19 protein-coding genes are annotated in these 23,065 nt (G+C 63.2%); 7 read left to right on the top strand and 12 right to left on the bottom strand.

Annotated elements, in window-relative coordinates; genetic code table 11:
• Nucleotides 1–197 precede the first annotated feature (197 nt).
• Nucleotides 198–3,212, bottom strand: coding sequence for a vitamin B12-dependent ribonucleotide reductase (locus tag R2834_16125; GenBank protein ID MEZ4701866.1), 3,015 nt, complete (start codon nucleotides 3,210–3,212; stop codon nucleotides 198–200).
• A gap of 599 nt (nucleotides 3,213–3,811) precedes the next feature.
• On the opposite strand from R2834_16125, the gene R2834_16120 reads away from it, so the two are divergent.
• On the top strand, nucleotides 3,812–5,365 hold the full coding sequence (locus R2834_16120) for a lipopolysaccharide biosynthesis protein (protein MEZ4701865.1): 1,554 nt from the start codon (nucleotides 3,812–3,814) through the stop codon (nucleotides 5,363–5,365).
• A 199-nt stretch (nucleotides 5,366–5,564) separates the two neighbouring features.
• Here R2834_16120 and R2834_16115 read toward each other — a convergent pair whose 3' ends face one another.
• On the bottom strand, nucleotides 5,565–5,921 hold the full coding sequence (locus R2834_16115) for a hypothetical protein (GenBank protein MEZ4701864.1): 357 nt from the start codon (nucleotides 5,919–5,921) through the stop codon (nucleotides 5,565–5,567).
• A gap of 203 nt (nucleotides 5,922–6,124) precedes the next feature.
• On the opposite strand from R2834_16115, the gene R2834_16110 reads away from it, so the two are divergent.
• The 5 genes from R2834_16110 (at nucleotide 6,125) to R2834_16090 (ending at nucleotide 12,043) form a co-directional block, all read left to right on the top strand.
• Nucleotides 6,125–8,464, top strand: a complete 2,340-nt coding sequence (locus R2834_16110) for a T9SS type A sorting domain-containing protein (GenBank protein ID MEZ4701863.1) — start codon at nucleotides 6,125–6,127, stop codon at nucleotides 8,462–8,464.
• A gap of 24 nt (nucleotides 8,465–8,488) precedes the next feature.
• Entirely contained in the window at nucleotides 8,489–8,917 is a 429-nt protein-coding gene (locus R2834_16105) for a hypothetical protein (protein ID MEZ4701862.1), read from the top strand.
• An 89-nt stretch (nucleotides 8,918–9,006) separates the two neighbouring features.
• Nucleotides 9,007–9,570: a YqgE/AlgH family protein gene (locus R2834_16100; protein ID MEZ4701861.1), complete on the top strand. Its 564-nt coding sequence runs from the start codon at nucleotides 9,007–9,009 to the stop codon at nucleotides 9,568–9,570.
• Between the two features lie 14 nt (nucleotides 9,571–9,584).
• Complete coding sequence (recG, locus tag R2834_16095; protein MEZ4701860.1) at nucleotides 9,585–11,684, top strand: ATP-dependent DNA helicase RecG; 2,100 nt, start codon at nucleotides 9,585–9,587, stop codon at nucleotides 11,682–11,684.
• 89 nt (nucleotides 11,685–11,773) lie between these two features.
• Nucleotides 11,774–12,043, top strand: a complete 270-nt coding sequence (locus R2834_16090) for a hypothetical protein (protein ID MEZ4701859.1) — start codon at nucleotides 11,774–11,776, stop codon at nucleotides 12,041–12,043.
• A 14-nt stretch (nucleotides 12,044–12,057) separates the two neighbouring features.
• On the opposite strand, the gene R2834_16085 is transcribed toward R2834_16090, so the two are convergent.
• From R2834_16085 to R2834_16065, 5 genes are read right to left on the bottom strand one after another with little or no spacing between them, the layout of a single operon-like run.
• Nucleotides 12,058–12,819: an SDR family oxidoreductase gene (locus R2834_16085; GenBank protein MEZ4701858.1), complete on the bottom strand. Its 762-nt coding sequence runs from the start codon at nucleotides 12,817–12,819 to the stop codon at nucleotides 12,058–12,060.
• Between the two features lie 51 nt (nucleotides 12,820–12,870).
• Nucleotides 12,871–14,052, bottom strand: coding sequence for a DUF2914 domain-containing protein (locus R2834_16080; protein MEZ4701857.1), 1,182 nt, complete (start codon nucleotides 14,050–14,052; stop codon nucleotides 12,871–12,873).
• Nucleotides 14,053–14,085: 33 nt separating this feature from the next.
• A complete protein-coding gene (locus R2834_16075) occupies nucleotides 14,086–14,592 on the bottom strand; it encodes a DUF2480 family protein (GenBank protein MEZ4701856.1) in 507 nt (168 codons plus the stop codon).
• Between the two features lie 27 nt (nucleotides 14,593–14,619).
• Nucleotides 14,620–16,908, bottom strand: coding sequence for a hypothetical protein (locus R2834_16070; GenBank protein MEZ4701855.1), 2,289 nt, complete (start codon nucleotides 16,906–16,908; stop codon nucleotides 14,620–14,622).
• 44 nt (nucleotides 16,909–16,952) lie between these two features.
• Nucleotides 16,953–17,297 carry a hypothetical protein gene (locus R2834_16065; GenBank protein ID MEZ4701854.1) on the bottom strand — a complete coding sequence of 115 codons (345 nt, stop codon included), beginning with the start codon at nucleotides 17,295–17,297 and terminating at the stop codon, nucleotides 16,953–16,955.
• 402 nt (nucleotides 17,298–17,699) lie between these two features.
• On the opposite strand from R2834_16065, the gene R2834_16060 reads away from it, so the two are divergent.
• Entirely contained in the window at nucleotides 17,700–17,912 is a 213-nt protein-coding gene (locus R2834_16060) for a hypothetical protein (protein ID MEZ4701853.1), read from the top strand.
• A 95-nt stretch (nucleotides 17,913–18,007) separates the two neighbouring features.
• On the opposite strand, the gene aroQ is transcribed toward R2834_16060, so the two are convergent.
• The 5 genes from aroQ to R2834_16035 form a co-directional block, all read right to left on the bottom strand.
• Nucleotides 18,008–18,430 carry a type II 3-dehydroquinate dehydratase gene (gene aroQ, locus R2834_16055; protein MEZ4701852.1) on the bottom strand — a complete coding sequence of 141 codons (423 nt, stop codon included), beginning with the start codon at nucleotides 18,428–18,430 and terminating at the stop codon, nucleotides 18,008–18,010.
• A gap of 33 nt (nucleotides 18,431–18,463) precedes the next feature.
• Nucleotides 18,464–19,267 (bottom strand): MBL fold metallo-hydrolase, encoded by an 804-nt coding sequence (locus R2834_16050; protein MEZ4701851.1) that lies wholly within the window; start codon nucleotides 19,265–19,267, stop codon nucleotides 18,464–18,466.
• Entirely contained in the window at nucleotides 19,254–19,547 is a 294-nt protein-coding gene (locus tag R2834_16045; protein MEZ4701850.1) for a hypothetical protein, read from the bottom strand. Before R2834_16045 ends, R2834_16050 begins: the two co-directional genes overlap by 14 nt.
• Nucleotides 19,548–19,589: 42 nt before the next feature.
• Complete coding sequence (locus R2834_16040; GenBank protein ID MEZ4701849.1) at nucleotides 19,590–20,390, bottom strand: hypothetical protein; 801 nt, start codon at nucleotides 20,388–20,390, stop codon at nucleotides 19,590–19,592.
• 158 nt (nucleotides 20,391–20,548) lie between these two features.
• Nucleotides 20,549–22,807 (bottom strand): Rne/Rng family ribonuclease, encoded by a 2,259-nt coding sequence (locus tag R2834_16035; protein ID MEZ4701848.1) that lies wholly within the window; start codon nucleotides 22,805–22,807, stop codon nucleotides 20,549–20,551.
• Nucleotides 22,808–23,065: the final 258 nt, after the last annotated feature.

Raw genomic sequence — 23,065 nt, 5'->3', positions numbered from 1 at the left:
GCGCCGATCGGGTTGCCCGGAGGCAGCGAGGCCGGACTGGCACACTCAGCCGTTTGTGTATCGACGGCGATCTGTCGCAGCTAAAGTCGAAATGCTCGAATGAAGAGGATTTAATATGCCATTAAAAAGGAAACGCCCGGCCTCCCCACCACAAAGAGACCGGGCGTGTTCCTACCCTGCGATCAACTCACGAATCCTCATCCACATCCGTTAGATGCCCCGCACGAGGGGCATGAGTAGCAAGCGCCGGCGCGTACGGTGATCGTTCCGCACACCGCGCACGGTGGCGCATCTTCCTGATTCTGGAAGGTGGCTTGCTTCTTAGATAGCGCGCCCTGGGAGGCATCGGTCCGTGAACCGCTCAGAAAAGCTTCCACGGTGCCGCCGACGAGCGGATCGGGCTCGTCGAATTCCAGGGCCATCTGGGTTTCATCTTCCGCCGGTCCGATGCGTTCCACTTCGTCGGCGACGGCGCGCATCGGGTTCATGTAGGACTCTTCTTCCCTGACCGTTCCGAGGAACTTGATCGCCAGGTAGCGGAAGATGTAGTCCATGATCGACTTCGCGATCGGTATCTGCTTGTTGTTCGTAAAGCCGCTGGGCTCGAAGCGTGTGTGGCTGAACTTGGTGCACAGGTCTTCGAGCGGCACGCCATACTGGAGTGCGATCGAGATGGCCGTTGCGAAGGCATCCATCAGGCCGGAGATCGTCGATCCCTGTTTGGCCATCGTGATGAAAATCTCACCCGGCATGCGGGTATCGGGATAGAGCCCGATGTGGAGGTAGCCTTCGTGGCCGGCGATGGAGAACTTGTGCGTCACCGAGGGGCGTTCGTCGGGCAGCCGCTTGCGGATCGGCTTGTAGACGACGGTTTCCTTCTCGATGATGCGCTCCACGATTTCCGGCGCCCGCATGGCGCCGTCGCCCGAGGTGCCGGCCGATTCCTTGCCTTTGGTGTTGCCGCCCTTGGAGGTCGACAGCGGCTGGCTGCGTTTCGAGTTTTCCCGGTAGATGGCGACCGCCTTCAGGCCGAGCTTCCAGCCTTCGACGTACGCATCCATGATGTCTTCGATGGTGCAGTCTTCCGGCAGGTTCACCGTCTTGCTGATGGCCCCCGAGATGAAGGGCTGGCAGGCCGCCATCATTTTGATGTGGCCCGTGTGCTGGATGAACCGCTTGCCGTTAAACGGCTTGAAGGCGCAATCGAACACGGCGAGGTGTTCCTCTTTCAGACCGGGAGCGCCCTCGATGGTATCGTTCTTCTCGACGAAGGCCAGGATCGCGTCGCGCTCGAGTTCCGTGTAGCCCAGGCGTTTGAGCGCGGTGCCGACCGTCTGGTTGACGATCTTGAGCATGCCGTCGCCTTTGCCGGCGAGGAGCTTGTACTTCACCAGCGCGATATCCGGTTCGATGCCCGTCGTATCGCAGTCCATCATGAAGGCGATGGTGCCCGTCGGCGCCAGGACGGTGGCCTGCGCGTTCCGGTAACCGAATTTTTCGCCCAGGGCATAGCAGCGGTCCATGGTCTCCTTCGCAGCGTGGAGGAGATAGTCCGGGCAGCTCGGATGGATGTCCTGCACGGCATCGCGGTGCATGCGCATGACATCGAGCATGGGCTCGCGGTTCAGTGCATAGCCCGGGAACGGGCCGATTTTTTCGTTCGCGGCGATTTCGGCGCTGCGGGCGTAGGCCTCGCCGTGTTCGATCGCCATGATGGCGCCGGCCACGGAGCGCCCTTCGTCGCTGTCGTAGGGCAGGCCCATCGCCATGAGCAGGGCGCCGAGGTTGGCGAATCCGAGCCCGAGCGGGCGGAAGTCGTGCGAGTTCTTGGCGATGATTTCCGACGGGTAGCCGGCGTTATCGACCAGGATCTCCATCGCGGTGATGGTGACACGCGTCGCGGCGCGGAAGCGCTCGACGTCGAAGCTGCCATCCTCGTTCTGGAACTTGCGCAGGTTGAGGGACGCCAGGTTGCAGGCCGAGTTGTCCACGTGCATGTATTCGCTGCACGGGTTGCTGCTGTTGATCGGTCCGGAGTTCTTGACCGTGTGCCAGCGCTGGATCGTGTCCTCGTACTGCATGCCGGGGTCGCCGCAAACATGGGTGCCTTCGGCAATCTTGTAGAGCAGATCCCGGGCGTCCACGTGCTCGACGGGCTCGCCGCCCTTGGCGGTGCGCAGCCAGAAGGCGTCGCCGTCGACGGCCGCCTGCATGAATTCGTCGGTGGAGCGGACGGACTGGTTCACGTTCTGGAACGCGACGGATCCGTACGCCGGCCCATTAAAGGAGCCATCGTAGCCTTCCTCGATGAGCGCCCAAGCCTTCCGCTCTTCTTCCTGCTTCGCGGTCACGAACTCCAGGATGTCCGGATGCCAGACCTTGAGCGTCTGCATGATCGCGGCCCGGCGCGTTTTGCCGCCGCTCTTGATCGTGCCGCCGGTGGCGTCCTGCACGCGCATGAACGACACGGGGCCCGAAGGCTGGCCGCCGCCCGAGAGTTTCTCGCGGGTGGAGCGCAGCTTCGACCAGTCGGCGCCGACGCCCGAGCCGTATTTAAAGAGGCGGGCGCTTTCGCTCATCAGCTGCCAGATATCGTCGATCGAGTCGTCGACCGAGATAATGAAGCAGGCCGACGCCTGGGGGCGTTCATACGGGTCGGCCTCGACGATCCGGCCGGCCTTTTCGTCCCACGCGTAGATTTTCTTATTGCCGGTATCGCGGATGCCGTACTGGTGATGCAGGCCCACGTTGAACCAGACGGGCGAGTTGAACGCCACGTACTGGTTCACGCACAGCCAGGTCATTTCGGCATAAAAGGCCTCGGCGTCTTCCGGCGTAGCGAAATACCCCTGGGCGGCGCCCCAATCGGCGATGGTGCGCGTCACGCGGTGCACGAGGTGCTTCAGCGAGCGCTCGCGGCCGCCTTCGCCCGGTTCGCCGGCCGCCTTGACGTCGCCATAAAAATACTTGCTGGCCACCACATTGGTCGCCAGCTGGCTCCAGGAAACCGGGAACTCGACGTCCTTCTGTTCGAAGATGACGCCGCCTTTATGGTTCTTGATCGTCGCATCGCGACGTTCGAACACGACAGAATCGAAGGGGTCTTCGCCGGCGCGCGTGAAGGCGCGGGTGATCGCGAGACCTTTCTTGAGAGAATCGGTACCGGACAGAGTTTTGCTTTCAGTAGCTGACAGCGTTTTTCGTACAGACATATTTTGCTCGGACTTCAGGTGATTCGCTGGGGACGGCGGTGGTGGATTATGTCCGGTTGCCGGGCCAATGCCGGAGAAATGTCACGCATTTAGCTTGGGGAGCCAGCAGCTCGCAGACTTGAAACGAGAGCCGCCGAAAAACCCTGCAACCGACACGCATAACGGTCTATACGACCCTAGGGTGATACCGCATATGTCCGCTGAACAAAAGTCAACGTAATTAAATGACCCCGGATTCATAATGCAAGTGTTTTTTTTCCACAGAACAAGGGCGTTACATTCCCGCACACAAAGCGCCGTAAACATATCAAAACACGCGTTTTCGTCTCAAAACGCTCCGGTTACCCACATCCCGCGCGGGATACGCACAGTTCCTGCACCGTTAACCCACACGTTTTCCACAACGTGTGGATTTCGCGATCCGTGAAAAACCGGAAAATCAATAACAATAACGGTATACATTCGTTTCAGGCGAGCGCGCCGCCGGAAACATCGGCGATGCCGGCGTTCCGGCATGACCTTGGAGGAAGTAAGCAGCCAGTTCATTATCTTGCCGGCATCCTCCGGTTATCGTACCTATCTCGCCCGATCGGCACCCCATGAGTTTTACTTCCCGGATTCGCACGCTCGCATCCGAAACCGCGGTCTACGGCATCTCTACCATCGTAGGCCGGGTCATCAATTTTCTCCTCGTCCCGCTCTACGTCACGTTTTTCGACACGGTCGATTACGGGGTGGTCTCGCTGGTTTACGCCATGTTCACCCTGGCCAATCACATGTACCAGCACGGGATGGAGTCGGCCTACCTCAAGTTTGCCTCGGGCCAGGAAGGGCGAAGCCACATCGACGAGGTCCTGAGCACCGCCACCTGGTCCATCCTTCTCGTTTCCGGGGCCCTCTCGGCCGTGATCATCCTCTCGCGCGGGTTCATCAGCGACCTGATCGGCATCGACCCGCGCTGGTCGTACCTGTTTTTTTACGCCATCGGCATCCAGACGCTCGACTCGCTCACGCTGGTCCCGTTTGCCGAATTGCGTCTGCAGAACAACGCCGGCCGTTTCGTGGTGCTGAAGATGATCAACATCTCGCTCAACGTGGGGCTCAACCTGTTCCTGATCATCGGCCTCAAGCAGGGCATCGAGGCGGTATTCGTTTCCAACCTGGCCGCGTCGTCGATCAGCTTCCTGATGGTGCTGCCCATCTATGCGAAGCACCTGAAATTCCGGTTGCAGCCGCACCTGTGGCGTCAACTGGTACTTTTCGGTCTCCCGTTCATCCCGAGCGGCCTCAGCTACGCCCTGGTCGACCGCGTCAACGTCATCTTTGTCGGCCGCATGGATGCGGAGCACGTCCGGGCCCTCTACGAATCGACCTTCGACCTGAGCGCGCTCGTCGCCAACAGCGCGACGACCGACGCGCAATACGGCCAGTTCATGGCCGGCATCTTCAGCGCGGTCTGGAAGCTCGGCGTGTTCATGATGCTCATCGCCCAGATGTTCAGGTTTGCCTGGCAACCGTTTTTCCTGCAGCACGCCGACGACGACGACGCGTTGCCGCTTTTTGCGCGGATTTTTTCGCTCTTCACGGCCTTCAGCCTCTTCGTCATCCTGGCGATCACCTTCTATATCGACGACCTGGTGGCGCTGCCGCTGGTGGGAGGGCGGCCGCTCATTCCGACGCAATTCTGGCCGGCGCTCTACATCGTCCCGATCGCGCTCCTGGCCTACCTCTTCCAGGGCTGGTATTATAACTTCACGGCCGGCCCCTACATCGAAAAGAAAACCCGCTACTTCGTCATCTGCACCCTATCCGGCGGCGTCTTCACCCTCATCGCCAACGCCCTCCTCGTCCCGCGCTTCGGGATGATCGCCGCCGCCTGGGCCACCACGGCCGCCTACGCCGTCATGGCCATCATGCTCTATCTCTTCGTGCGCCGCTTTTTCCCCGTGCCGTACGACTGGCGACGCGTTCTCGCGATGGTCGCCTGGGCGACCGCCCTGTACATCCTCTGGCTCGCCGTTCCGATGCTGCATCACTGGTGGACGGAAACCGGCCTGCTCATCGTCTACCTCGCCGGCCTCATCGGGCTCCGCATCGTGACCGTGCAATCCCTCAGGCAGCTCATCCCGGTCGCTTCATCCCGCCGCAAATAGGGGGGAAGGGTTCAAGGTTTGAGGTTTTAGGTTCAAGGCACGTAAAGCCACAACGACCTCGTTTCGTCCAGCCGCACATAGGGGAGAAGGGTTCAAGGTTTGAGGCTTTAGGTTCAAGGCACGTAAAGGCACGTAAAGCCACAACATTGTCGAACACCACACCTTAAACCTTAAACCTCCATCCTCGAACCCCCTGCCCCTAGTCCCCGAGGGATTCGAGGCGGGTCACGCGGAGGTGCGTGAACGGGCGGCCGGCCCAATCGGCGACGTAGACGACGCCGCTGACGCGGAGGCGCGCCGGGTTGACGTACTGGTTCCGGATGGCCTCGTCCATGACGAGCACATAGGCATTCTGCTGATCGGTCTCGAGGAGCTGGACGACAAAAGGCGCGTTGCCCCGCGCCGTCACCATGCCCTCCACGACGATCTCGTTCGGCATCGGCCGCGCGCCGGAGCAACCGGCGAGCAGCAGGAGCATCAGCGCCATCGAAAAAAAGCCGGCGGTGCGTGTGCCCCGGGGAATTGATGGGGTGGATCGGTGTATGTTATTCTTCATGCGTAGTATATAAAGCCATGTTGTCTGCATGCCCGCGCATCCGTCAGGACCTTCTTCAGGAGCGCGGCTGAAAAATAATGCCTCGCCGGCCCGCGCGCACGCCTTTATGGCGCACGTCGCGCAAAGGCATACAATTTGTTCAACGTACGAGCCACCCGCCCCACCGAGCGCCCCACTCTCGCAGCAGAACCGAGACCATCCCAATGCATACTCGTTTTTATACGCTGGTTCTGGCCCTAGCCGCGCTGACGGCCGGCCCGTCGATCGCCCAGGAAATCAGACAGACGCCGCGCGAGGGCGAGCCGGCTCACATCCTGCACGTCACGGACAGGTTGAGCCGGCAACCGGACGCCCTGCGCGCGCTGGAGGATTTCCACGCGCAACGCAACGCGGGCAAACTCGCCGCGGCGGCATCGGCTCCGACCTATACCGTGGGCATGATGACCTCGTTTAAGGTCCTCAAGAACCTCGCTACGAGTCCGATCTGGGAAACGAAGGATTTCGAACTCAAGGCGTCGAGCGACATCGCCAACATCTGGGTGGAGACCGGCGAACTCGGAATGGGGCATGTCAGCGACTCGGACATCGCCACGCTGGAAGAGGCGCTGCTGCAGGCGACGCCGGACGGATCGATCGATCCGACCAAGGGGATCATCGCGAACAATAACGCCTATTTCGGCGCACCGCCCAACGTGGACGGCGACGGCCGGCTCGATATCCTCCTGTACGACATCATCGAGGGCGGCGAGAACACCAATATCTATGTCGCCGGCTACGTCACCTCATCGGACCTCTCGGTGTTCGGCGGCGGCAACAACAAGGACATCCTCTATCTCGATACCACGCCGGGCCTCACCTCGCGCCCCGTCACGGAACTCTTGAGCACGGCGGCCCACGAGCACCAGCATCTGATCCACTACAACTACGACCTCAACGAATTGACCTTCGTCAACGAAGGGCTGTCGGAGTGGGCCGAGGTGCTCAACGGCTACCTGCCCCGTCCGATGACGCAGCTGCTGGATCCGGGCCTGTATAACATCGGGCTCTACAGCTGGGAAGAGAGCGCGAACATCCTGGACGACTACCGCCGCGCCGGCCTGTACACCGCCTATCTGGCCGAGCGCCTCGGGCCGGCGACGACGGCGTCGATCACCCGAAACAGTTCGCGCGGCCGGATCGGCTACGAAGCCGTCTTAGCGGGAGCCGGGCTGGACTTCACGGAGGTGCTGCTCGACTACCACACGGCGAACATGCTGAACATCCCCAAGATTCAGCCTCGTTTCGGCTACGCCCATCCGGACTACGCCGGCATCGTGTCCGTCCCCTCGGCCCTGATCGATGGGCGATCGACGCAGACGACGCCGGAGACCACCTTCAACGTGTCGCCCGGCGCCGCGCAGTTCTACGTCTGGAAAGATGTCCAGAACTTCGTGCTCAATCTGGACACGATCGACCCGACGTCGACCATTCGCTCCCGGATGGGTGTCCGCGTGATCACCGAGGCGCAGGATGGCGCGATCACGTACGAAGACCTCGCTTTGCCGCTCACGAGCCGCTCGATCGCCGGCGACAAGAAGCGTGTCATCGTCCAGGTGACACACGTACGCCCCGAGCTGACGGCCGCCGTCGGCGTCAAGCTCTCGGCGAACTGGTCGACCGATCTGACGGGGAGCATCCTGAGCACGGTGTACGACGACGGATCGGCTCTGTCGGGGACGTTTTTTTCGCTGAGTTCGGGCGCGAACGGCGCGGTCGCGACGCGGTTCGAGGCGCCGGCGGACAGCCGCCTGCTCGAAGTCGCTATCTCGCCGTATTACCTGAGCCAGTTCGCGGGGGCCGGCCTGCCGCCCGAATCCGCGCGTGATATCGACCTGCGGATCTGGGACGTCGCGGCGAACGGCTCCCCCGGGGCCGTGTTGTTCTCGAAGACGATCACCGACCCACGCGCCTACGCCGGCGCGCAGCTGGCGCTCAACCATTTCACCGTCGACCTCGAGGCCGATGGCGTGGCGATGCAGAATCTGCCCGACGCCTTTTACATCGGCTATGCGGAGACGGGAACGGACGTGAACTACATGGTTGTGGGCGCGGCGGCCTATACGACGGAAAACCGGTCGTACGTGCGCCGCGGGGACGGCTCGTGGGGCTCGCTCTGGGAGACCCAGTTTCAGGACGGAGGGGACGACGAATTTCCGCTGCAGGGATCCATCATCCCCGTCCGGGCGACGTTCCTGGTAGGCGGCGCTCCGGTGGCCAACGAGGACGACCTCGCGCTGCCGCAAACGACGACGCTGGAGCAAAATTTCCCGAATCCGTTTAATCCGACCACGTCGATTCGGTATGAACTCGGCGCCAGCACCCACGTACGGTTGACGGTGTACGACCTGCTGGGCCGGCCGGTCCGGGAGCTGGTCGACACCGTGGAGCCGGCCGGCGCCCATACGGTGACATTTCATGCGGAAACGCTGGCCAGCGGGTTGTATCTTTACACGCTCGACACCGGCGACACGCGTCTGACGCGCCGGATGATGCTGGTAAAGTAACGCACTGACATCAACCCGAATCCCATGACCCGAATCATCAGCACCGGAGAAACGCCGGCGAAGGTACGGAGCGCCCAGATGCGCTCGTGCGCCGAGGTGCTTCGTCTGCTCGCCCAGCGCAACGGCTTCGACGACGAGGCGCTGGACATGCTCGCGTTTCTGGTGTTCAATCTGCGCGGCATCTACAAGACGATCGACGAAAGCGCGCTCGCCTGGGACGACCGCAACTACTGGAAAAAAGCCGAGACCCTGCGCGAAAAATGGCGCTGGAGCCGCACCACGGCGGAAAAACTCACCAAATGCATCCGTGGCCAGAAGTGGAACGCCATCCCCGAGATCCTCGTCGGCCTGATTCCCTATTTCAACGACATCACGATCGTACAGATGACGCGCGACGCCGACTGGTGGGTGGGCGCGTACAGCGCGCTCCAGAAGGAGTTCACGAAGGAATAGGAAGACGGATATTTTCGAGCGGAACCGCGTAAACGGATAGGCATCCCCGCGCGAAGTCCACCGAATCGTCTCAGAACCTCGTTGAGCGTATGGCGAACTCCGATCTCACCCCGGCCGCTGGCGTCGTCCTCATCGCTCCGCCGATGATGGACGATCCGCATTTCAAGCGCACGATCGTGCTCCTGTGCGAGCATGGCGTGGAGGGCAGCTTCGGGCTCATCCTGAATCGTACGCTGTCGCTCCAGTTGAGCGAAGTGGTCGAGGACATGACGGAGTATACGGGGTATCTCTCGCTGGGCGGCCCGGTCCAACCCAACACCCTGCATGTCCTGCACCGCCACGGCGAGCGCGTGGGCGAGACCCGCGAGATCGTGGACGCGGTGTTCTGGGGCGGCGACTTCGACGCGATCCAGTCGATGCTCTCGAACCATGAAGCCGCCGACGACGAATTCCGGTTTTTCCTCGGATACGCCGGCTGGTCGCCCGGGCAGCTCGACGCCGAGATCGAGCAGGGCGCGTGGATCCTGGCCAGGACGGACGAGTCGATGATTTTTACGGCGGAACCCTCCCGACTCTGGGGCGAAGCGATGCGGCGGCTCGGCGGCGAGTACGCGCTCCTCGCCAATTTCCCGGAAGACCCGCGAATGAACTAGGCGCCGGCGCCCCCATGCCCATCGACATTCTCACCGGCCCGCTCGAGCTCATCCCGGGCATCGGTCCGCGCAAGGCTGAAGTGCTCGCGGAAGCCAACATGCGCACCGTGCGCGACCTGCTTCATTTTTTCCCGCGGCGCTATCTCGACCGGTCCACCATCGTTCCGATTCGCCGGCTCGACCCCTCCACGGGCCCGGCCACGGTCGTCGGCCGCGTCCTTTCGATGGGCATCGTCCCGGGAGGACGCATGAAGCGTTTCGAGCTGACCGTCGAGGATGCGGAGGGCGGGCGGTTGAAGTGCGTCTGGTTCCAGCGCGTCGGGTGGATCGGCCGGGTCTTCAAGCAGGGCGAGCGGGTGGCGTTTCACGGCAAGGTGCAGGCGTTCGGCCGGCAGCTCTCCATGACGCACCCGGATTTCGACAAGCTGGACGAAGAAGGCGCCGCGCTCGACACCGGGCGCATTATCGCCCTCTACCCTGGCGGGGCCGCGTTTGACCGCGCCGGCCTCACGAGCCGCACGTTCCGCCGGGTCATCTATACGTTTTTCAAGGAATCGGGGCTCGAACTCCCCGATATCCTGCCGGCGTGGATGCGCGAGCGCTTCGGCCTGATCGATGGCCGCGTGGCGCTGCGTGCGATCCATTTCCCGAAGAACCAGGCCGAACTCGCCCAGGCGCGCGAGCGGCTGAAGTTCGAGGAATTGCTCTTCATCCAGCTGATGATCGGCATCACCCGGCAGGGCCGGCAGGAGGTGGCCGGCCCCGTCTTCAACCGGGAGGGCGAATACGAGCGCCGTTTCATCGAGGAGGTCCTCCCCTTCACGCTGACCGGCGCGCAGCACAAGGCGCTGGACGACGTCCGGGCCGACACGGCCTCCGGCATCCAGATGAACCGTCTGATCCAGGGCGACGTGGGCAGCGGCAAGACGGTGGTCGCCATCGCCGCGATGCTGCACGCGCTGGACAACGGGTACCAGAGCGCGTTCATGGCGCCGACGGAAATCCTGGCGGAGCAGCATTACGCCAACCTGGTCCGCTACCTCGAGCCGCTCGGCGTCGAGACGCGCCTCCTTATCGGGGGGCAGCGCAAGGCCCTGCGCGAAGAGATCCTGGCCGATCTGGTGGAGGGACGGGCACAGGTGGCCGTCGGCACGCACGCCGTCATCCAGGAGGGCATCGCATTTCAGAAGCTAGGGATGGCGATCATCGACGAGCAGCACCGCTTCGGGGTGCTGCAGCGCGCCGAGATGATGAACAAGGGCGACAACCCGCACATGCTCCTGATGACCGCCACGCCGATCCCGCGTTCGCTCGCGATGACGCTGTATGGGGATCTGGATGTCACCGTGATGAACGAGCTTCCGGCCGGCAGGAAGCCCATCGAAACCTGGCTGCGGACCGAACAGCGGCGCGGCGAAGTGTATGCCTTCATCCGCGAACAGCTGCGGGAGGGCCGGCAGTGCTACATCGTTTACCCGCTCGTGGACGAAAGCGAGAAGCTCGATCTGAAAGACGCAGAGTCCGGCTTTCAGCACATCATCGAGGAGTTCCGCCCCTACAAGGCCGAGATGGTCCACGGCAGGATGCTGCCCTACGAAAAGGAGGAGGCGATGGAGCGTTTCAAGCAGGGCGAAGCGGATATCCTGGTCGCGACCACCGTGATCGAAGTCGGCGTGGACGTGCCCAACGCGACCGTCATGCTGATCGAGCACGCCGAGCGGTTCGGGCTCAGCCAGCTCCACCAGTTGCGCGGACGCGTCGGGCGCGGCGGGGAGCAGAGCTACTGCATCCTCATGGCGGACTTCAAGCGGACGGCCGAGGCCGAACAGCGGCTCGAGACGATGGTCGCCACCAACGACGGTTTCAAGATCAGCGAGGCCGATCTAAAACTGCGGGGCGCCGGCGATTTTTTTGGCACGAGACAAAGCGGCCTCCCCGATCTCAAAATTGCCGACATCACGGTCGATGTGGACCTCCTCGTACAAGCCCGAGAGGCCGCGCAGGGGCTATTGAAGGACGATCCCCACCTCCGCGCCGCCGACCATGCCGATCTGCGCGCGTTCTTCCAGGCCTTCTACGCCAACCGCAGCATGGGCTACAGCCGGATCGGATAAAAACGGGATACCCCGTCCACACACCTGCCACATCTCGGGTTCGGAATGGTATGGTTGTTGGATTGCTCCAAACATCAGGCCCCCACCTGTTGGATCGGCTCCCCGCCCGCAATCCAGTGATACATTCGTCGTTTTCTGAATCCAATTCACCGCGCCCGGAACGCAAGCGGCCTTCAGATACCCTGGAAGCGCTTCTTGTCAACGACTCGTTCCGCCGCTGGGTGTTGAGCCGCGCAAGCCAGGAAGAGCAGCTTTATTGGGAAGAATGGCTCACGTCTCGTTTTGATAATCAGCGCATGGCCGACGAGGCCGCGCAAATCATCTATTTGCTCCAGTTCAATCCAATCCCGGCACGCTGACCCGGGGCGGCCTATCAGCGAACGTAACTGCCGGCATTGACGTCGATGCTCGTACCTGTAGCGTGGTCAGCCATTCCGCTGGCGAGCAGGACGACGAGCGGGGCGATGTCCTCGGGTTCGGTCAACCGCTCGAGCGCGAGGTCCTTGATAACATGATGCTCTCCGAAGGCATCGATAAATTCCTGCGCCATCTCCGTGCGCGTAAAACCCGGGGCCACGACGAACGACCGTACGCCCTCCTTTCCGAACGCCCGCGCGATGGATCGTGAAAGCGCCACCATGCCGGCTTTGGACGCCGCGTAGGTGATGTATTCCGGCTGATCGCCCCGGAACGCGGCGCGGGACGCGATATGAATGATGCGCCCTCCGGCCGGCTGCTGCCGGAAATGCGCCACGGCGCTACGAGACAGGATCTCCGCCGCGCGCAGATTGACGCCCATGGTAAGCTCCCAGTCGCGCAGCCACGCATCGAGATCGGCGTCGAGCGCCATATGGGGCGACACGCCGGCGTTGTTTACCAGCACATCGACGCCGCCGAGCGCGGCGGCCGCCTCATCCCACAGCCGGGCGCAGGCATGCGGATCCGCGAGGTCCGCCTGCAGCAGCGGGTGCTCCGCGCCGAGCGAGGCCGCCAGGGCCTCCGCCTCGTCCCGACGCCGATTGTAGTGGATACCCACGCGCGCGCCGGCGCCGGCGAGCGCTTTCGCCAGCGCGGCGCCGATGCCACGGCTGGCGCCGGTTACGAGAACGCGTCGGTCCGTCAGATCGATCTTCATCATCTACTCCAGGCAAAGCCCCGGGCACCCTGGCGGTTTCCGGAGGCGGGTTTAGTCGAAGCGCGCCCAGACGACATCGGTGACGGACGAATCGACGGGCACGATGTCGAACCGAATCCGGCCCAGGGTCCGCATGTTCTCAGTCTTCACATCGACGCGCCAGGCTCCGGGGTCGACGAATCGCTTGTAGGTGTATCCCCGAAAACCATTGTCGCGGCCCCCGAGCACACGGAACGGAATGGTGTCGCGCACCGCCCAGGTGTCGGACGATTCCTCGTAGCGATACCAGACGTGCGAGACCTCGGTGTCGAAGGCCGTGGGCGCAAAAACGGCGGTAAAGCAGAAGACCGTATCGCCCTCGGCGTACCGAAAGGTGCGGTCGGAATCGCGCCAGAAGGCATACCAGGCGGGCCGCTCGTATTTGAAGGCGAAGGCGCCCGCTTCGCGGCGCATGCCATGATAGATGCCGCTATCCCGGATGGCCATCGGCACGGGGGGGATCCAGTTCTGGACGTAAAAGAGATGCAATAGCGCGAACAGCCCGAGCACGATGCCGGCGATCCGGGGGTACACGCCCTGTCGCGGCAGCACCTGCTTCCGCCACAGGAGGTACAGCATGGCCGCGATGAGGATGAGGCTGGACACGCTGCTGATCCAGAACATCCCGTAGCCCATCGTCTTGGTCAGGACGGGCAGGAAGAACGTGAAAAAGGTAGCCGAGGCCAGAAAGTACAGGGCGAACAGGAAATACGGGTTGATCAGTCGCTCGCGAAGGAACTCGTTGCCGACGAGCAGCGCCCCCAGGATCACGAGATAGATCACGGACTCGGTCTGGAACGACGTGCTCTGGAGGTAGAAGATGAAGTAGGCGCTGAAGAGCGCCCCCATCAGAAACTGGATGGCGGCGGGAAACCACTCGCGATATCGTACGACGCGGGGATGCGACCATCGGTCGTGCTGCACGAAGAGGGCGACGAGGATCAGCCCGCCCAGCAGCAGGATGTACGCGAGCAGAAAGAGGCTATCGAACCACGAGTCGATGCGCCGCAGCGTAGCGCCGTCCCACGTCACGCCGGCGAAAAAAAACAGCATCGGCTCCCAGCGCCGGAAGCGGCGGCGGTAGACCATGGCGCGGTGGACCACCGGGGCCGCGCTGAGCCGCTCCAGGAATCCGGGCGTTTGTTCGTCTGGCGATGTACGGGCGGGGAGCGGGGGGAGGCGGGCGTCTTCCATGGCCGGGAAAGCTAGGTCAACAACAACCGGGGATCAAGCCGGCCTACGCCACAGGGGCACCGACGAGCAGGGTTCGCCATACATCAGCTTGCGCGCCACCTGCTGGAGTTTTTGCGTGGCGATGACATAGGCGTGGGTGGGAACGACCCGGCTGGCGCATCCTTTCACGACCACGATGCGATCCGTGTAGACCGACCAGTCGAAGGCTTCGAGAGCGCGCACGAAATAGTCACGGATCAGGTCGTCCGGCGTCCCGTAGGCGACGCTGCGGGCCACGCCGTCCAGGCGCGAGCCCACCAGCATGAACGCCCACGTCGGCAGGATCGCATCGGTAGAACAGCATACCGCCACGTGCGCGCCGGCGTACTGCGACCAGTCATGCGCGCGCATGGCTTCGCGGAACGGTTTCTCGCGCAGCACGAAGCCGTCCTCCAGATAGGGGGCGAGGTCGAGCGAAACAACAGGCTGATCGTCCCAGAGCGCTTCGAGGTTGAACACCTCGATGTCGCTCTCGGCGACGCGGTTGACGATGGGTTCCATGTGGGTATGTAGCTGTGCGTAGAGCGATTATTCCCAGGCGCCGTACCATTGGGTGACCACGTCGGCGGCCGGCTTGCCGTTCGGCGTAAAGCCACGCTGATCCGCACCGCCACGATCGAGGTAGCTGGGCCATTTCCACCAGTAGATGCCGCGGAGCCAGGATTGATCGTCCAGCGCGCGGCAAATGGCCTCGTAGCACCGGGCCTGATCGGCGAGATTGACGCCGGACTCCCGATTTTCGAGCCAGGGCGACTTCCAGGGCATCGAGGTGCTCGGGAAGCCGATCTCGGTGATGAGGATCGGCATATTGTACCGGCGGTGCACCTTTTCCAGCCGGGCCACGGCCGCCTCGGCCCCTTTCCGCAGCGCGCGATCGGAGGGCGCGTCTTCGCTGCTGAGCGGGTAATACGAGTTCACGGCGATGTAGTCGAACGCATCCCAGAAGGCGAGGTTTTCAAATTCTTCGCCCCAGTTCGAGGCATAGACGAGCGGACCGCTGAAGAGCCGGCGCCACTCCCCCGTCATGGTGCGCCACCGATCCGGGTGGGTGAGCGTGGTCTTGCTGAGTTCCGTGCCCACGCAGAGCATATCCAGCCCGAAGAGTTCGGCCATGACGGCGTAGTGCCCGATCCAGCGTTCGTAGTGCTGAAAGAACGCCTCCCAATCCGCCTCGGTAGCCATCTCGATATCACCCGGCCAGCCGCCGCGGACCCAGATCTGGGGCTTGATCGACACATGCATCCCCAGCCGTTTCGCTTGCAGCGCGGCATGGATCACCGATGCATCGTTCTCGCTGCCGGCGGACTCCGGGATGGGCAGGTCCATCGGCACGTTGGGGTCGTTCACAAACGAGTAGGGGATGATCGAGACCGCGTTGGCGCCCATGCGCTGGATGTAGGCCAGGGCCTCGACGGCCGAGCGGGAGCCGTATCCGTTGACAATGCCGAACCCTTCGTGCGCGAAGTTGAACCCTTTGAACATCGCGGGATACGTCCGCGGTACGGCCGGCGTGTTTTGCGCCGCTTCGCCGGCGGCCTCCAGCCGCTGCGTCAGCGCGGCCGCCAGCGCCGGGCGCCGGTCGGCGGGGATGCCGGCGGCGTAGGACGCGCGCCAGCCGTCGCCGGCTTCCAGGAGGAGCGTGGCCAGTTCGGCGGCCACGGGTTCGCGCAGGAAGGACGGGTATTCGGCATACCGCGCGTCATCCAGCAATACATCGAGCGAGGGGGCCAGCCCGGCCCGGGCGATGCGGCCGGCCCAGCCATGCGGATCCTGTCCGTACCAGGTGCCGGTCAGGGCGATGCGGATGCCGTCGAGCAGGGCGCGATGCGCGGGCCGGCCCAGCGTCCGTTCGAGCACGACCGCGGCTTCCATGCCGAGGGCGTCGCCGGCCAGTTCGATATCTTCCTGCATCGCCACATGCACCTCGCCGCTCGTCGGGTCCGCGTGCGCGAGTTGCATGTTATCCGTGACCAGCGCCTTCTGCTGGATGCTCGAATACAGGTGGTAGTCGATCGCGGGTAGGTCCTTCACGCCCAGCAGCGTCTCGAGTTTTTCGAGGAAGGCTTCGCGGCCGGCTTTCAGCGCGGCGAGGCGGGCAGGGGACAGCGTATTCGACGCGGCCCGCATGCGGAGGGGGCCGGCCTCCGCCACGGCCTCGGTGCCATGGAGCAGGTCGAAGTCTTGCTCCGGATCCAGGGACCATCGCCGGCCCGGTTGCTGCGAAAAATGCCCCAGACGGATCCGCTTGCCGTCGCGGACGATCTGGTAGTCGTACATCCGGATGAGTCCCTGGCCCTGTGCCGCGACTTCGGCGTCGCGGTTGCCGGCGACGAGAAATAGCGGAAATTCGGGATTGTCCGGGTTGGGAAACACCAGCGTCAGCACATCCGTGGGATCGTCGTAGCGGGTGCCGGCGAAGGAAAAGCCGGCGGCGTCGAAGGAAACGGGGAGTTTGCCGGCCAGGCGCGCGAGGTGGGCATTCGAGGTGGCCGTCCCGATCACCATCACCGAGCCGGCGGCCAGATCGGCCACTTCGTCAGCGCGCTTCATATCGGGCAGGGTGCGCCAGCGTCCCGGCGAGCGCTGGGCCATCTGCCGGTAGGCCGCCTCGGAGAGCGAATCCGATGCGCCGTAAACCACGAGGAGCTGGCGCGTCTCGAAGAACCGTTCGAACAGCTGCTGGCGCGAAGGCCATGGGTCATCCGGGACGTCGACGACCACCGTGGGGATCTCCGCCGTCGTCTCCGAGCATGCCACCCATGTAATGGCGAAAGCGGCCAGCATCATGCCGGCCGCCGCCTGCTGCATTCGAAGCATGTAGTTCTCCGGAATCGGCTGCCTGGTAGATCCGGAAGCGTCCGTTATTCTTCGGTTTCGCCGGGTCGGATATCCCAGAGCAGCATGGTTTCGATATCGGCGAAGTCCTCGTAGTCGTCCTGATCGACAAACCGGTAATCGCCGAGTTCGCTGCGTTTCATCGGGGAGACCTGTTCCCAGCGTACGCCGTCGCGATCCACAAACTTCTCGGGATAGGGCGGATCGATGCGGTACGAGGGATGATAGGAACGGTACGTTTTGGCCGACTCGTAGATGGCTGCGCGGCGTGCGCCGGCTTTCGTGGCGCTGACCCCGACCACCTTGAAGGGAGCGATCGTGATGGAGGCCTGGAAAAGGCCGTCTTCCATCTCCACGTATTCCGGGCGCATCACTTTAAAATCTTCAACGTGGGGGTATGCGCTTCTTTCGTTATAGTCGTTCATGCGTGGCCCTTTCCTCGGGACTGGTGCAACTTGGTGGCGCCGGCTGCGTGCTGTCGCCAAAGGCTCAACGTGGCGGCGGATGCAATGTACTCCGGACCGCGGGCCGTGGATTCCATCCGGGCGCTTTTTTTGGCCGTTCGCGGCCCTCCGGCTTCGCCTCGCCGGGCTTCAGACGCCGATTACGCGTTTCAGACGCGTCTTCACACTTTTTTTCTCGACAAAAAACGGCTTCACTGGTTTTTTCGCTTCCACCATGTATTAAATTTAGGCCTTCATTACAGGAGTGAGCAATCCAGCTCTTTCAACCTGCTGTCTCGGCAGCTTCGCTTTCATAATCCAAGTATTGCAATGCGGGATATACTCCATCCGGTAGGCTTCGAGGACGACGATTTCGAGGACGACTTCGACGACGACTTCGACGACGACGAATTCGAGGACGATGACCTTGATGACGATCTCGACGATGACGACTTCGAGGATGACGACCTCGATGACGACCTCGACGATGACTTTGACGATCTGGACGACGACTTCGAAGACGACTTCGAAGAAGACTTCTAGTCGCGTCCAGCGTCCCAGACCTCTCTATGTTCCTTGAAGCCTCGGTAGCCCGCTACTGGGGCTTCTTCCTTTGGGGCTTCTTCCTTTGGGGCTTCTTACCGCTCCAGCAGATAGCGCACCGCCAGCTCGTACCCTTTCATCCCGAGGCCGCAGATCTGGCCCACGCAGACGGGCGCGAGCATCGAGACGTGGCGGAAGGCCTCCCGGGCGTGGATGTTCGAGAGATGCACTTCGACGACCGGCAACCCTACGCCGGCGATGGCGTCGCGCAGCGCGATCGACGTGTGCGTATAGGCGCCGGGATTGATCACGATGCCCTGCGTCCCGTCCCGAAAGGCGGCATGGATGGCGTCGATCAGGGCGCCTTCGTGGTTGCTCTGGAAAAAGGCGAGCGCGGCATCGGGGAACGCCTGGCGCAGCTGCCGCTCGAGATCGGCGAGCGTCGCGTGCCCGTAGGTTTGCGGCTCGCGCGAGCCGAGGAGGTTGAGATTGGGTCCGTTCAGGATCAGCAGTTTCATGGCAGGAGACCGCCCGGGCGCGGGGCTGGGTTGCTAGCGAGAGACATCGAACGTGAGGCCGTCATACGCCAGGGCCATGCCGGCGGGCAGCCGCGCCTCTTCTTCCGCGTGCAGGATATGGTGCGTCATGTGGATAAAATACGTCTGCCTGGCTCCCACCGCGCGGGCCACGTCGATGGCCTGCTCGATGGTGAAATGCGCCGGATGGGGCTCGTGGCGCAGGGCGTCCAGGACGAGTACATCCAGCCCCTTCAACAGCGCCAGGCTCTCCTCGGGGATGCGGCTGGTGTCGGTCAGATACGCAAAACGGCCGATGCGGTAGCCGTATAACGGAAGTCGGCCGTGAAAGGCCTCGATCGGGGTGACGGTCACGGAGCGGCCGGGGTCGTAGCGCCCCTTCACCTCGAAGGGCGCTACTACCGCCTCCATCCGGAGGTTCGCCACGCCGGGATAGGTGCGCTCGCTGAAGATGTAGCTGAACATATCCCGGAGCACCCCTGCCGTATCGGGATGCGCATAACAGGGTATCGATGCCGCGTTGTCGAAGAAAAACGGCCGCAGGTCGTCGAGCCCGACGACATGGTCGAAGTGATGGTGGGTGAGCAGCACCGCGTCGATCCGCGTCAGGCCGGCGTGGAGCGCCTGGGTTCGCAGGTCGGGGCCGGCGTCGATCAGCAGGTGGATTCCGTCGACCTCCACATGGCATGCGCAACGCAACCGCTTGTCGCGGGGGTCGCCCGACAGGCAGACCCTGCACGTGCATCCGATCACGGGAATGCCCGTCGATGTGCCGGTGCCGAGCAGGGTTACCCGAACGGCGTCGTCAATCGGCGGCATCCATCTCTCCGACCTCGATGGCCTGCATGGCGTCCCAGGCCTCTTCGAGCGCTTTGCGCACGGCCGGCTTCATGAAGACCGCTTCGAGCGGACTTTCCCGGAGGCTTTCCGCCAGCACGACCACGTGCACATCCGGCAAGTGATGGCGGTTCAGGACGATGGTCTCCTGGCCGGAGACGGTGCATCGGCCGCCGCGAAAGTTGCCGCGCTCACGGCGAACCTGCAGCCCGAGCTGCTGGGCGACCTCTTCCAGTTCTTTGACGATCTTGTCCGGCTTCATAGGCTTCGGAGGCAATCGGCCGGGAATCGCGGCGCCCGGAGGCTACCAGTTGATTCCCAGCGTGACAGTGTGACGCTGCTCGTGGTAGTCGAACAGGTCGGCGGAACGCGTAACAAACACGCTGGACCCACCTACATTCCACCGCTTCACCCGGTAGTTGTACCCCAGACTGAGTCCAAACCGGTTGATAAACGGGCCGAGGTGGAGCTGCACGTCCGCATCGGCGAGGCGGGCGGATCCGGCGGAATCGCTGAACGATTGCAGGGCGACACCGATCGCCGGCGTCACGCGCACTTCGAGCAGCGCGTTCTGGGCAAGCTGCCCGTAATACCCCAGCCCCACCCCCAGCCCCAGGGTCGTGATGCTGAAGTCGTCCAGAATATCGATATCCCGTGGCGACACCCTGCGGAAGTTCATGTACAGGGTGACCGGGACAAAGATGCGGTGGTTGGCATCGGTGGCGGCTTCCGAGAAAAAGATCTCGGCCCACGACATCAACGTGCCGTCCAGATACCCGAGGTCCAGCCGCGAGGTATCCGCGGCGTTCTGGGTGCCATAGCTCAGGGTAGCCGAAAAGTTGGCGCGGGAGTACAGCGCGGTGATCGCCGGCGCGCTGAAATCGAGCCGGGCCGCCGGTGAATCTTCACCGACGTACGCGAAGTCGATCGACGTATAGCCGATCATCGCCGCGGTCGTCGCGCGGGGGCGATCGTTTCCGAAGTAAAACGGCTGGGCGCGGGTGATCGCCGGCGTGCAGGCCACGATGAGCGTCAACCCGGCGACCACACGGAACGCGCGGAAGCCGTCGGCTCGGGTGGTCGTCGCGGGGCGTGGTCGGCGCAAGTCGTCTCCTGTTGATGCGATCGGGGTCCGGCAACCGGACCCCGGGCGATGGCTGCATATTCCAGCGCGGATCGTTCGTCAGCCTGGTTCCAGGCCGCAGGGCATGGGGCTCCTGGACCCTCGAGGGTCGTGCCCTGGCCGCAACGTTCCGTCAGCGCCTAATCTACGACAGCCGGCTTGGCTTCTTCAACGCGATTTTTTTTGCCGCGGCGCCGATCGTTTCTGAAGGGTTTGCCGGTGCGTGGATCGAGGAAACGGTACCGGAACGGCGCCATCTTTTCGTCGCCGCGCACATGCACGCTGATCCCGTATTTGAAGAACCAGCGGCGGCGGATCGAGAGCAGATGCCGCGTGAGGTACGCTTCGGTGAACGGATGCACGAGCAGATGCACCGTGCGCCCTTCCTTCTTTTCCTTGTACTTCTGGATCCAGCGCTCCACCTTATCGAGGAACGTCTGCACATCCATCGGTATCGGATCCTCGCGTTCGACGACCGGGGCCGCCTCGATCGACACCGCGTCGGGCGCCGCGCCGGGAGGCGCCGGCGTCACGTCCGCCTCGCCCACCATGACGACTGCGCCCGCGCTGGGCGCGAAGGTCTTGGTGATGCTCGGACGAAGCCGCTGGCGGGTGATTTCGATGAGCCCGAAGTCGCTCATCGGCAGCACCTTGGTGACGGCGCGATCCTTTCGGAAGGCTTTGCGGAGTTCGTTGTAGACCTTTTTCCGGTTCTTGTCGAGCCGGAGATCGATAAAGTCGACCACGATGATGCCCCCGAGGTCGCGCAAGCGGACCTGTCGGGCGATGACCTGCACGGCCTCGAGGTCGACCTTGAGCGAGTTGTCCTCCTGGGAGAGCCCGCGGCCGGCACGGCCCGAGTTGACGTCGACGACGTGCATCGCCTCGGTGTGTTCGATAAACAGGTAGCCGCCCGAGGGCAGATCTACGCGACTTTCGAACGCTTGTTGGACTTCGCGCGCGATGCGGGCCTCCTGGAAGATGTGTTTCTTCCCTTTGTGTTGCTGGACCGCCGGCACCATGTGCGGCGCGATGGCCTGCACGTAGTTCTTGACGTTGCGGAACAGCTTGGGTTCATCGATCAAGATTCGATCGTAATCGTCCGAAAACAGGTCACGAATGACGGACGACGCCATGTTGACGTCTTCATGGACGACGAGGGGCGGCCGGGGCGACCCCTGCAATTTCTTTTCGATCTTCCGCCATTTGTCGAGCAGCAGACGGAGGTCGGTATCCAGTTCCTTCGCTTTTTTCCCTTCGGCGACGGTGCGGACGATCACGCCGAAGCCTTCGGGGAGCAGGCTCTTGGCCAGGGCCCGAAGCCGGCGGCGCTCCTTGTAGGAATAGATTTTTTTGGATACCGCCACATAATTCGCGAGGGGCACGAGGACCAGGAAGCGGCCGGCGAGCGAGATGTCCGTCGATACGCGGCTTCCTTTGGCCGAGATGGGCTCCTTGACGATCTTGACCAGGATCGGGCGGTCGCGCTTGAGGTACGCCTCGGGCGAAAGCACGCGTTTTTCGGCGGACTGCCGATCCTCGCGGGGGCCGCGCTGATTGCGGCCCCGCTGTTCACGCGGCTCACGGGCTTCACGCGGTTCTCGAGGGGCCTTGCGTTCTTCCCGCTCTACCTCTACCTCTTCCGCTTCCTCCACCGCATCGACGGGCTCGACGACATCGGCGGCGTCCGGCACCCCGTCGAGCGCGACGGGTAATTCGGGGCTATCGGCCGGCGTTTCGGGGGCCTCGGCGACGGCGGCATCGGCCGGCATGTCTTCGGGGCTTTCTTCGCGCGGGGGCCGGTTATCCCGGCGGCGACCGCGGGGCTGTTCCTGATCTTCCGACCGGCTGCGGGACCGCTGTTGCGCGGAGCGGCGGCGTCCGCGGGAGCGGTTGCCGGCGCGGGACCTCGGCTTGTCCGAATCCGCGCCGTCGTCGCCGTCATCGCCCTCGGCGCGGCTGTCGCCCTCGCGGGGCTCGTCTTCCGGCTCATCCTCGACATCGTCGAGATCGGTCACCTCCAGTTCGTCGTCGTCGCGATCGGAGCCGCTTTTCTGGCCGCGGGGCCGCCGGCGCTGCGCGAGCCGCGAGTTGGCCGAGCGCGCGCCGGAATCGACGCTCTTTTGAACGCTAGGGGATTCCTGTTCGAGCAGTTCGAGCCACTCGGGCAGGTTGTCAGCCAGATCGGAGAAATGGAGAAAGGCGTCTTGCTTCTGCCCGATGTCGATAAATGCAGCCTGGATGCTCGACATCGTGCGACGGACGCGACCCAGGTAGATGTCGCCTAATGTGCGCTCATTTTCGGGGTCCTCAATGTACAGCTCGACCAGCTCGCCGTTCTCGATCAGCGCGATGCGCGTCTGATTCTTCTCCGCATTGATAATGATTTCTTTCTGCATACAGTGTGCTGGCGCGCACACCTGGCGAACTGGCGATCCGATAGCCTGCTCGAGCAGGCGCACGTCGGCGGAGTGGAGGCTCTCCGGGCATCCTGCTGGACGATAAGCGGGCGCAGGGAACAGGAACCCTAACGACGCCCCAATCGGACAAGGTGGTGGAGCGGGCAGTCCACACTGGCCCGCTTGGCAAGACGGAAATCAGCCAGTTCGAGAGGTGCTGGGTGCACGCTCGACAAGAAGATAATAAAGAGGTCTTGA

It is taken from the genome of Rhodothermales bacterium (genome assembly GCA_041391505.1).
GTDB lineage: Bacteria > Bacteroidota > Rhodothermia > Rhodothermales > JAHQVL01 > JAWKNW01.
The sequence above is the reverse complement of the archived record's forward strand: the minus strand, read 5'-3'. Positions and strand labels throughout refer to the sequence as shown.